The sequence below is a fragment of the Ruminococcus flavefaciens ND2009 genome, from assembly GCF_000621785.1.
GTDB lineage: Bacteria > Bacillota > Clostridia > Oscillospirales > Ruminococcaceae > Ruminococcus > Ruminococcus flavefaciens_C.
This window is the reverse complement of record NZ_KK211348.1, coordinates 7,494-18,734: the sequence shown is the minus strand read 5'-3', so window position 1 is coordinate 18,734 and position 11,241 is coordinate 7,494. Positions and strand designations below refer to the sequence as shown.

The 11,241-nt window shown below is 49.2% G+C and carries 13 protein-coding genes; 5 read left to right on the top strand and 8 right to left on the bottom strand.

The window, feature by feature from the left end:
- Positions 1–18 precede the first annotated feature (18 nt).
- The 7 genes from T488_RS0112985 to T488_RS0112955 form a co-directional block, all read right to left on the bottom strand.
- On the bottom strand, positions 19–315 hold the full coding sequence (locus T488_RS0112985; protein WP_028521168.1) for a hypothetical protein: 297 nt from the start codon (positions 313–315) through the stop codon (positions 19–21).
- An 18-nt stretch (positions 316–333) separates the two neighbouring features.
- Complete coding sequence (locus T488_RS0112980; RefSeq protein ID WP_028521167.1) at positions 334–669, bottom strand: WXG100 family type VII secretion target; 336 nt, start codon at positions 667–669, stop codon at positions 334–336.
- 15 nt (positions 670–684) lie between these two features.
- Complete coding sequence (locus tag T488_RS0112975) at positions 685–1,005, bottom strand: hypothetical protein (RefSeq protein ID WP_028521166.1); 321 nt, start codon at positions 1,003–1,005, stop codon at positions 685–687.
- A 3-nt stretch (positions 1,006–1,008) separates the two neighbouring features.
- Positions 1,009–2,523 carry a tetratricopeptide repeat protein gene (locus T488_RS0112970; protein ID WP_028521165.1) on the bottom strand — a complete coding sequence of 505 codons (1,515 nt, stop codon included), beginning with the start codon at positions 2,521–2,523 and terminating at the stop codon, positions 1,009–1,011.
- A 107-nt stretch (positions 2,524–2,630) separates the two neighbouring features.
- Positions 2,631–3,119 carry a hypothetical protein gene (locus T488_RS0112965; protein ID WP_028521164.1) on the bottom strand — a complete coding sequence of 163 codons (489 nt, stop codon included), beginning with the start codon at positions 3,117–3,119 and terminating at the stop codon, positions 2,631–2,633.
- An 11-nt stretch (positions 3,120–3,130) separates the two neighbouring features.
- Positions 3,131–4,243 (bottom strand): hypothetical protein, encoded by a 1,113-nt coding sequence (locus T488_RS18975; protein WP_028521163.1) that lies wholly within the window; start codon positions 4,241–4,243, stop codon positions 3,131–3,133.
- Positions 4,244–4,336: 93 nt separating this feature from the next.
- Positions 4,337–4,900 carry a hypothetical protein gene (locus tag T488_RS0112955; protein WP_028521162.1) on the bottom strand — a complete coding sequence of 188 codons (564 nt, stop codon included), beginning with the start codon at positions 4,898–4,900 and terminating at the stop codon, positions 4,337–4,339.
- A 534-nt stretch (positions 4,901–5,434) separates the two neighbouring features.
- On the opposite strand from T488_RS0112955, the gene T488_RS0112950 reads away from it, so the two are divergent.
- The 5 genes from T488_RS0112950 to T488_RS0112930 are packed head-to-tail and all read left to right on the top strand — an operon-like array spanning position 5,435 to position 10,338.
- The gene (locus tag T488_RS0112950) at positions 5,435–6,067 is read left to right on the top strand and encodes a lysophospholipid acyltransferase family protein (RefSeq protein ID WP_028521161.1); all 633 of its coding nucleotides are present in this window, start codon (positions 5,435–5,437) and stop codon (positions 6,065–6,067) included.
- Positions 6,064–7,692, top strand: a complete 1,629-nt coding sequence (locus T488_RS0112945) for a class I adenylate-forming enzyme family protein (protein WP_028521160.1) — start codon at positions 6,064–6,066, stop codon at positions 7,690–7,692. The genes T488_RS0112950 and T488_RS0112945 overlap by 4 nt, the downstream gene beginning before the upstream one ends.
- A 5-nt stretch (positions 7,693–7,697) precedes the next feature.
- Positions 7,698–9,035, top strand: a complete 1,338-nt coding sequence (locus T488_RS0112940; protein ID WP_028521159.1) for a B12-binding domain-containing radical SAM protein — start codon at positions 7,698–7,700, stop codon at positions 9,033–9,035.
- Positions 9,036–9,037: 2 nt separating this feature from the next.
- Entirely contained in the window at positions 9,038–9,709 is a 672-nt protein-coding gene (locus tag T488_RS0112935) for a CDP-alcohol phosphatidyltransferase family protein (RefSeq protein WP_028521158.1), read from the top strand.
- Positions 9,706–10,338 carry a hypothetical protein gene (locus tag T488_RS0112930; protein WP_028521157.1) on the top strand — a complete coding sequence of 211 codons (633 nt, stop codon included), beginning with the start codon at positions 9,706–9,708 and terminating at the stop codon, positions 10,336–10,338. The genes T488_RS0112935 and T488_RS0112930 overlap by 4 nt, the downstream gene beginning before the upstream one ends.
- A 102-nt stretch (positions 10,339–10,440) precedes the next feature.
- Here T488_RS0112930 and T488_RS20175 read toward each other — a convergent pair.
- A partial coding sequence (locus T488_RS20175) for a dockerin type I domain-containing protein (RefSeq protein WP_242838348.1) occupies positions 10,441–11,241 on the bottom strand: 801 nt, incomplete at its 5' end.

The following is an 11,241-nucleotide window of genomic DNA, read 5'->3' as shown; positions in this document are numbered from 1 at the left end:
ACTGCACATACGGAAAACTTAGCCGCTGATGCTTGCTCCTAACTGAGCGTCCATGCTCTCGAACTGCTGTCTGTTCTGCTCGAGAAGGTCGGACATACCCTTGACAGCCTCGGGAAGGCTCTCTTCCACAAAGGTCCTGATGTCGCCGTCGATAAGTGCCTGGAAAGCGTCCTTAGCCTCGCCCTCCATATCAGCGATAGCACTTGTGAGCGCACTGATAAGAGTTTCACCTGCCTGCTGATAAGCCTGTGAGATATTGTTCATCTCCTGAACTGCACTTACAACTGATTCATTTACGATTCTGCAACCTGCCATTTTCAATTACCTCCCTTTTTAGTTACCATCGCTGCTGTTCTGTGAACCGAGCTGGTCATCAAGGCCGTCGCCGTCCTTCGGGATAGCGTCGTTAATACCGTTAAGGATATTTCTGAGCAGTTCGATAATATCCTTTACAGCCTGACCTGTTGCAGGCTCTATCTTGTTTGTGTAGAATGTCTGGAATCCCTGTGCAGCGCTTCCGCTGAAGCTTCCGGGGATAAGACTGCTTACCACTCCGTCCAGTCTTGTGTAAAGAGAGTTTGTGGTCGACTCATACTCCTCTACTGCACTCAGTGCAGCACTGATCATTTCGGGTGTGATATTAACTGTACCCGTACTTCCCATTGGCATAATTGTTTCCTCCTGTTAATTAAATTTGATGCTTTGTACAAGCTCATCATACTTGTCGAATACACTCTGATAATACGGCGTCTTGACTATCTCATCAAGGGTAGCGGACATCTGTCCGATAACGAGGATAAGGTCTTCGACGGGCTTCAGGAGCATATCTTCTGCCGTGATCTCGATAGCGTGTCCTGCGGGAGTATCAAGAGCTTCCGTGATGTCCTTATACATCTGTTTCAGCTTGTCTCTGAGATCTTCCGCCCTTTTTTTAAGTGCAGCCATATCTGAAGCCGCCTTTTCAAAAGCCGCACTGTCCAGTTTTATATCCTGATCCAGGCCCAATAATTACTCACCTCCGCCTTTCGCTTCCTTTACCTTTTCAAGGAAGCTCTTTCTTATTTCAGGTGTAAGCAAATTACAAAGCTGCTCTGCCTCCCCGTACTCCCCTATATCGGTACAGCACTGTATACGGAACGTCACAGCGGTAATATCGCTTGGATCCTTGATCATAGCATTTCTGAAGAACTTTATAGTCTCCTCATACTTCTGCTTATAGTCCTCGGTGCCAAGCTTCATGCAGGCATTTGCCTCGCTGTAGATTCCGATATATCTGTTATGAGCGCTTTCGCTGCTCTGTAATTTCCGTGCATAGTCAATGACCTTCGCAAAGTCACTTTTAAGGGTATATGCTCCCACATAGAGCCTGTTGACCTGGTCTGTGTTGTCGGGAGTGAGCTCATAGCTGCTGTTTCCGTCCAGCTTGTACTCCTCCTCGGGAGCCTCCTCTTCGCTGCCGATGACGGTAAGGAAGTCTCTGCTGCCCTCCTCATCGGGGTCGATGCTGTCAGCCAGCTCCTCAAGGCCGTATTCACCCAGCTCGTTTTCGATGCGTATCCTGTCGTTCTCGATCATTTCCTCAACGTCGTATTCCGTGAGTCTGATCTCGCTGTAGTCCTTGGGGACTATCTCAAATCCATGGTTGAATGAGGATACGGGGTTCAGCGCCGCATTCAGGCACTCAATCGTCCTGTCAGCGTCCTCCAGCTGGAGCCAGAGCTCCGCGGCGCTTATGTATGTCTCAGCGACCTCCTTCACGGAAGGTCTGAGAGTATCAAGAGCCTTCACGAGAAGTGCCAGAGACTTCTTCATGTGCTCATTGTCCTTGTCCTGCTCGTAGGTCCTAAGCTCTAAGGAAACGCAGTCCATATAGTAATCCATGGAGGGAGCAGCGTATCTTGCGGCTATGCTAAGCTCACGCTTTGCTGCCTCAAGCCTTCCCGCCTGACAGAGCAGTCTGAAGGCGTACTGATAACCTGTGTATTCCGAGGGAGCTATGAGCTTCATCTGATTGCAGACCTCAAGTCCCTTTCTGACGTCATTCTTCATGCCGTAGATAATAGCCTTGCGGCGCATTATGTCCATATCAATGCCGATTATCGCCTCAGCCTTGCTCAGGTTCACCAGAGCGTCGTTGTATCTGCCTATATCGAAGCAGATGATACCGAGAAGGTTATAGAGCTGTACCGTATTTTCGGGAGTGCATCCCAGTTCCTCAGCCTTGGCAAGGTTCTTGACGGACTCTCCCGCCTTCTCTGCGGAGGCATAGGCATAGCCCAGATTGAAGTATCTGTTGCCGTTATTTGGCTCAAGCTTCAGTGCTTTTTTATAGTAGTCGATGGCATTATCATAGTCCTCCAGCGACATACAGGCGTTTCCTGCGCACTGGTAGGCGTCAGCCTCCTTTGAAGCCAGCTGTATTGCTTCCTTTGCTAAATTGAGAGCCTCGCGGTACTGGCCGTTCATGAATGCAAAGCGTGAATCCGCCATGAGCTGCCGGGCTCTTTCCTGATTTGATGTCATTTATTCGACTCCTTTCGGTTTAAAATATCCATTTATGTCATTATAAGCTGTTTTATATCAGTTTTCCGTATATGACACCGGTCTGCTGTGAAGTTCAGCGGATCCTCTCACTTTGACTGAGAGGCATACTGTTCAAGATATTCTCTGCACTTTTTTGAGAGCACCGAGGAGCTGAGCTCCCCTGAGCTGTGCTTTTCCAGGAGAAAAGCAGCAAGTTCGCCGAAGCCCTTCATGCTGTGGTGGAGGATCACGCTGCCGTCAGCCGTTCTTATCTCCACAAAGTATTTGACTCCGTACTTATAGTTCCTGCGCTCGGTGCAGGTAATGCTCTTTATATCGCTTAGTCTGAAATCGTATTTCCTGCCTGTTCTTGATGACGAATAAAACCTGTCGCCCTCTGCCCTGAGAAAGAACAGTACCGTGGGGCAGATGACTGCGGCTGCATAAGCCGCCAGCAGTACCAGCACGAGTATTGAAAGCGCCTTCATATTGGTGAATATGAGCGTGAACACGTTCAGTGCCGCAAAGAAGGCAAGTATGAGCAGTGGCACTGCAAGGTCCCCTGCGCCGTATCTTACCGTGATCTTATCATTCATATCTGTTCATTTTATGCTGAGACTGCGTCCTTGTAGGCGTCATAGCCCTCGCCTGTTGCGCCCTTCAGCAGCTCTATTCCGTGGTCGATCACGCCGTCTATGAAGTCGGCTCCCATGCCCTTCAGTATCGTCCTTATGGTAATGGGATTTCCGCTCCTTCCAACATTTGCCTTTCCGTACATCCAATCAAACTTCCAGCTGCCTCTGCCCTTGTTGAGACCGTTGATCTTGAGAGGCGGTATGTGCTTGCCGAGATAATCGCCAAGACCTGCGAAGAGCACACCTGTTCCGAAGGAGAACAGTGCGTCGGAAATATATTGTCCGATGGAGATATTGTCTCCCTTGATGAATTGGTCACCCAGATTTGTAAGTATCGAGGTGATGGTGTCGCCTGCGCCGCTTACCAGCATGGTCTGTACCAGTGACAGCTCAGCTACGCCGGAGATCGCAGATACTGCGCTTCCGAGACCGCCTGTGATGAGACCGCCGAGAGCTCCGCCGAAGGCGCCGTTCTCAAGTCCCTCCCAGAAGGTACTGTTAGGCGACACGGCGCCGACTATGCCTCCCATTAATCCTCCCACGACGGTGCCTATCAGCACTCCCTTCGCAAGAGTTACAGCCAGAGCTGCCAGAGGTCCCAGAGCCGTTCCGCCGCTGACAACGATCACAACGATGGCAACTGCGACCAGAATTACCGTGGCGATGGCTTTCCAGTGATCCTTGCACCATTCGCCCACCTTCTTGAGTCCGTCGCCCACCTTGTCCCAGAATGTCTTTTCCTTTTCACACTCCGGTCTGAGGTATTCGTATGTATCGTAAAAATCATTCTTGCTGTCGGTTATGGCTTCGGCGGCGTCCTCGTCTATTTCCTCGACATCATCGAGGAACTGCTCCGTCATGTCAGCAGCCTCGCTGAGAAGATCCGCCTTTGCCTCCTGAGTATCCGAGGAGGATCTCAGTGAATCAATGACCTGAGAAAGGTCACATATACCGCTGTCTATGGCAGCTGCACGGCGTCCAAGGTCTTCGACGTCGTCTCTGTAATCCCTGACCGATGATTTCAGGTCTCTCAGGATCCACGGCATCATGTTCGCCTTGCCCGAATATAAAGCTATCGTTGCCATATCGCTCACCCCTTTTTTACTTTTTGATCATCTGCGGTCATTGCCGCAGGACTTTATATCATGTTGAAAAATAATTCCCGTATTCTTTCAGGCTCAGTCTTCCTCGTCCATTCTGCGCCTGTAATACTCCATATCAAGAGAGGCATTGTACTTTGTGCTGCGCCATGAGTCAGCCTCAGAGTTGGTTATGCGGATCGCCTGCTCCAGATCGACTATCCTGCGCTCTGCGTCCCTGATAGCCCCCTCAAGCTGGGTTATCCTGTTGTCCACATTGGTCTTCTGTGACCTGAACTCATTCATTGAGGCAGTGAGAGTGCTCCTTGTCCTGGTCATCTCGTCGCTGAAAACGATGTTAAGGTTTACCGAGGGCGTATCTGACGCCGCTGCCATACCGCGGAAATTATCGGTAGCATCCTCCATATCGTTTGCCACGGTACTGAGGCTGTCTGTCAGATCGTCCTCACACAGGACAAGTCCCTCCAGCTCGAATGAAGCCCTTTGATGCCTGCGAAGCTGAGCGTTAAGGTCGTTGAGGTCCGCAAGCACCTGATTTTTTTCCCGTGCAAGGTCATTGACACGGTTCTCGCAGCTGTTTATTCCCGAACAGGCGTCGTAATAGCGATTACGTGCCTGATTGTAGTAATATTCGTTGTCCATGCGCTTACCTCCCGATAAAGCTTGTATTGCATATCCTGTCCCCCTGCGAAAGGGAGCTTCGGAAATATCCGTCTGATCATAATGCCGTTTTATACCTATATCAGGTCAATCCGACAAATCATTCCCAAAAATGACGATAATTATCAGTGATTTTTGAGCATATCAATAAATTATATATGTGTCATTTTACCATATTTCACCTCAATAGTCAAGTCAATAAATATATTTCGCCTGCCATTTCTTGCGGTATTTAACTCGGAGGCTGAGTGACTTAAAAGAGATGATCGCCTTCATACCGTCGATCCTGCTCTTCGGGCACGGCTGCTCAAAGTAAAATAAAGTTACAAATGTCACTGAGATCGTTACATTTGTCACCGGAAATGTTACAGCTATCATCTGTAAATCAGCCGCATTTTGCGGTAATATATAGTTACGACAGCTTCAGCCCGGGCTTCTGCGGACGGATCATTGACAACGCCGTGAAACCGTAATATAATTGTTAATGGCAATTCAGAAGATGCAAGGAGTAAGAGAATGTATACTTTTTACAAGACAGCACGTTTTATCCTCGGACCTGTGTTCAGGCTCATGTACAGACCTGTTATCATAGGCAGGGAGAATATCCCCTCCGACGGTCCCGCCGTCATCGCAGGGAACCATAAACACGCTTTTGATCCGATCCTTATAGATATTTCAACCAAACGCGTCGTCAGGGCCCTTGCCAAAAAAGACCTTCATGATTCAAGGTTCGGCTTCCTTTTCAGAAGTGCAGGGACCATTCCCGTGGACCTCCATGCGAAGCACAATCCTGCCGCCCTTGAGGCTGCGGTGGCTGCTCTGGAAAAGGGAGAGCTTGTGAATGTATCCCCCGAGGCAAAGCGCAACTACACCAAAGAGCTGCTCCTGCCCTTCAAATTCGGGGCGGCAGTCATGTCGGCGCGCACAGGAGCTCCAATAGTCCCCTATGCCATCGCAGGTGATTACTCGCTTTTCCCGAAGCACAGACTTACCGTGATATTCGGCAGACCGCTGGAAGCAGGCGGAAGTCCCGGGGATACCAACAGAAGACTGTATGATGAGATAGCCGGTCTTCTCAGAAAGGCTATGTCTGAGGACGAGCTGAAGCATAAACACTTTACCTCTTATGAAAGCTGGGAAAAAATATGAAAAGACATCTTGAGTATCCTGAATGCACTATATATGAGCTTGTGGAAAAAACGGCGGAGAAGTACCCCGGGTACTGCGCTATCAACTACTTCGGAAAGAAGATCTCCTATCAGAGATTTATGGCAGAGATACGGAAATGTGCTGCTGCACTGAAAGCGGCAGGCGTAAAGAGCGGAGATTCGGTATCTGTATGTATGCCCAATACTCCCGAGGCTGTCTACCTGTTCTATGCTGTCAGCATGACAGGCGCCGTTGCAAATATGATACACCCCATGTCCGCCGAGAATGAGATAGTCCGCTTTGTAAAGCTGACCGAGAGCCGTATCATATTCGCAGTTGACCTTATCAGCGACAAGATCGAAAGGGTCATGGAGCAGTGTGAAGGGCTCAGCGCCGTTAAAGTCAGCGTCAGCGAAAGTATGCCTCTCCATATAAAGGCAGGCTATGCGCTCACCAGCAAGAAAAAGCCGCCGAAGAGCAGTATCCGCGACTGGAACAGCTTCATCGGCGGTGGCAAAGGCGTTACCGCAGAGGTACACCACAGCGCTCCCGACGATACGGCAGCTATCCTCTACAGCGGCGGCACCACAGGCCGTCCCAAGGGCATAATGCTCACAAATCTGAACTTCAACGCTCTTGCTCTCCAGAGCATAGAGGCTTGCGGCGGACTAAAGGCGGGTATGAAGATGCTGTCCGTTATGCCTGTTTTTCACGGCTTCGGTCTCGGCGTCTGCATACACACCATGATGGTGCTGGGAGGCACGGCAGTCCTTCAGCCCAAGTTCTCGGCAGCAGAGTTCCATAAGCTGCTTTTCCGCTACAAGCCCGATATTATCGCGGGAGTTCCCGCCATATACGAAGCTATGATTGTCAACAAAAGCTTTGACGGCAAGAAGCTGGATTTCCTCAGGTGTATAGTCTCGGGCGGAGATTCACTTGCGCCCTCGACCAAGAAGAAGCTCAACGCCATGCTCGCAGAACACGGCTGCAAGGTCAGGGTGAGAGAGGGCTACGGTCTCACGGAATGTGTTACGGGAAGCTGCCTTATGCCCGATGGGTACAGCGACCTTAACAGCGTGGGACTTCCCTACCCCGATACCTTCTACAAGGTAATGGACAAGGACGGCAATGAGCTGCCTTACGGCGAGGAAGGCGAGATAATACTCCGCGGTCCCACGGTAATGAAGGGATATTACAAGGAACCCGAAGAGACAGCCGCGACTCTCAGGAAGCACAGCGACGGATATACATGGCTCCATACGGGAGACATCGGCTGTATCGGAGAAAACGGATATGTTTACTTCCGCCAGCGCCTGAAAAGAATGATAGTATCAAGCGGCTACAACATCTACCCCCAGAACCTTGAGGAGGTCATCAGCTCACACAGTGAAGTGGTCATGTGCGCTGTGGTAGGCGTACCCGATAAGCTGAGGGGCGAAAAGGTCAGAGCCTGCGTGGTCCACACAGAAGGCGCCGACGAGGAGAAGCTCAGGGCAGAGCTCATGACTATGCTCAAAAAGGAAGTTGCAGCCTATGCCCTCCCCCGTGAGATACTGTTCTACGATTCCCTTCCAAAAACACTTGTGGGAAAGATCGCATATAATGAGCTGAAAAATGCGGGGTGAGTGGTATGATGAAGAACAATACCGTACTGCTGGTCCACCCCGAGATCTCACGCACCAAGTATAATTTTGCAGGCATAATCGACAATGAGCCCCTTGAACTGGAGTACATCTGTACTGCTCTTGAAAATGCAGGATTTGAGCCGCATATCTGGGACGGTCAGGTGGAGAAGGTGCCTTTTATCAGTAAACTGCATGAGCTTCAGCCCGCTGCGGTATATATCTGTGGCAGGACAAGACAGGAAAGCTTTATGAAGGAGTACGCCCGTGCATCAAAGAAAAGCGGCGCAATTACCATGATAGGCGGTCAGCACGCTCAGCGCTGCTATAAGCGCTTCTTCAAAGACTACACAGACTTCATATTCATCGGCTACGGTCCGCAGCTAATCGCTGATGTGCTGGGCGGGAAGGAGCCTGCTTCTGTCAGCTCCCTTTGCTATAAAAAGGAGGGCAGATGGAACGTGAACAATGCTGTTCCCCACGATATACGCACTCTTCCGCGTCCCGACCGTACATACTTCTATGAGCATCAGGACCGCTACCGCTACCTTGAACTGCTGCCTGCGGCTCATGTGCGCACCGCCTACAGCTGTCCCTACAGATGCAGCTTCTGTATCAGGAACAGGCTGAACTGCGGAGTGTACGCTCAGCGTGATATAGCCGACGTTGTCGATGAGATAGCAGAGATACGCTGCGAAAACATCTACATCATAGACGATGATTTTCTCTTTGACGAAAAGCGCCTTGAGAAGTTCGTTTCACTGGTAAAGGATAGGAATATCCGCAAGCGCTATGTATGCTACGGCAGAGCCGATTTTGTTGCGGCTCACCCCGGGCTTATGAAAAAGCTGGCTGATATAGGGCTTTACTATGTGCTCACCGGCATTGAAGCCGCAGACGACAGACACCTTGCCTCCTACAGCAAGCGCTGCAATAATGAGATAAACGAGAAAGCCGTTAAGCTCCTCAACTCACTGGGTGTGAACATGATGGGTATGTTCATAGTGGATCTTGACTTCACTGCCGCTGATTTCCGCAGCATATGGAAATGGACGGTCAGAAACAAACTTAAACACGCGGCTGTATCCATATTCACTCCCGAGATGGATACGGAGCTTATCAGGGAATACAGGGCAAGGCTCATTACCCGTGACCCGTCTCACTGGGACTATCTCCATGTTGTGGCAAAGCCTTCAAAAATGTCCGTGAGAAGATACTATTTCCACTATCACATACTGCTGATACGCCTGTTCCTGCGTGCATGGAGACAGGGTATCTACGATTTTATCGACTACAGATTCTTTATCAGCTCAATGGTGAAGAACCTGTTCAGATTCGGAGGATAAAAATGTCAGAGATCTATAAAAATCCCGTAAAAAAGCTGATCCCCAGCAAGCTGGAGACGGGCTATCAGCAGCTCATGTACAAGCTGCTGGGCAAGCATATCCCGAAAAACATGACTCCCAATCAGATGACAGGGGTAGGTGTTCTCGGCGGTATCTTCGCCATTATATGCGCTGCCCTTTCAAATATCTCCCCCTGGTTCCTGATAGGCACTATCTTCGGTCTGTTCGTACACATGACCGCTGATGTGCTTGACGGCTATGTGGCAAGATCACGGGGAATGTCCTCAAGAGCAGGAGCCTATTTCGACCTCATCTCAGATGTTATGATCTCCACCTTTCTGCTGCTGGCATTCGGTCTCTCGCCCTATGCCCACCTTGCTCCTGCGGCATTTGCCGCACCTCTCTACGGCGTTATGAACGTCACCATGATGAACTACATCATATACTACAACGAATTCCAGTTTCCCCGTCTCGGACCCATAGAGGCTCATATCGCCTACTCTGTATTCTGTATTATCGCCATGATCTTTGGTCGTAGGGCACTGTTCAGCATTTTCGGTATCGGTGTTATGGGCGGAGATATACTACTGGTCATAGGTCTTGTGCCTATGTACTATGAGATGTTCAGAATGGCATTCACACTCTTCCGCAGACTGAAGGAATTCGACAAGTGAAAGATATATATATCGTGCTGATAAAGGCACACACTGGACTGGGAGCAGCCGCCCGCAGGCTAACTCATTACCCTTACACTCATATTGCATTAAGCCTTGACCGCTCCATGACCGATTTCATCAGCTTCTCGCGCAGGTATCATTTCTTCCCCTTTGAATCGGGCATAACACATGAATACCGCCATTACTACGCCTTCGGGAAGCATAAGGATTTCAGAGCAAAGATATTCCGCCTGTCGGTGGATAAGGAGCATTATGAAGCTGTATTGTCCTATATTGCGGAGTGCATGAATGACAGAGATATGCGCTTCAACCTTTTCTCCATGGCGACTATGCCGATTATCGGAGGCTTCCGCATACCGCACACCGAAAACTGTATGTCATTCACCGCAAGATGTATAGAGCTGAGCGGCTGCGCGGAACTCAGGCGCCCCTTCTGGAAGTATTCCATAAAGGACATGGACGAACTGCTGTCGGAGCACCTGCTGTTCGAGGGCAGGATACGAAGGCGTAATGCACCTGATGACGGCTATATGACGCCCTTCACTCCCATAAGATTCCTGAGGGGAATGATAAAGCTTTTCGCAGAGCTTACAAAAAGGCTTTTTACAGGTCACGGTGCAAAATGAGCGAACAAATAAAACCACATATCAGAAAAAAGCTGTGAGAATAACTCACAGCTTTTTTATTTGTCTGTATCAGTTTTATACTCTGTTTATGTATCAGCAGGATTATGACCTCTTTCTCTGATCCATATATTCCTTCATTGACATGATATTTTCCCTTGTAGTCGAAACATAGGCATAGTACGCAAGTATATTTGATGCATCGACTGCATTTATCCTGCCGTCAGAGTCTACATCGGCAGCAAGCTTCTGCTCCTCGGTGTATCCGCCTTCCTTATTGGTAGATATGCGGGCATAGTATGCAAGAACACTTGAAGCGTCAACAGCGTTGATCCTGCCATCACCATCCACATCTCCGAGGTTGTAATCAATTTGAGTTGCCGGTGATGTAGTAGTCGTAGTGGTTTCATTTATGTCTGTAACAGTTGTTGTAGTTTTATCCTTGGTCGTTGTAGTGGTAGTAGTGGTCAATGTTGTGGCAGGCTTGTTTGTAGTGGTCGTCGTAGTCGAGGTGGTTGATGTTGTAGTAGTTTTATTTGTAGTAGTTGTTGTAGTCGAGGTTGTTGATGTTGTGGTAGTTTTATTTGTAGTTGTCGTCGTAGTCGAGGTTGTTGATGTTGTAGTAGTTTTATTTGTAGTTTTCGTCGTAGTCGAGGTTGTTGATGTTGTGGTAGTTTTATTTGTTGTAGTAGTGGTTGTTGTAGTCGAGGTTGTTGTTGGCTTATTTGTAGTTGTCGTCGTAGTCGAAGTTGTTGATGTTGTGGTAGTTTTATTTGTGGTAGTAGTGGTTGTTGTAGTTGTAGTCGAGGTTGTTGATGTTGTTGTAGGCTTATTTGTAGTTGTCGTCGTAGTGGAGGTTGTCGATGTTGTAGTAGTTTTATTTGTAGTTGTCGTCGTAGTCGAGGT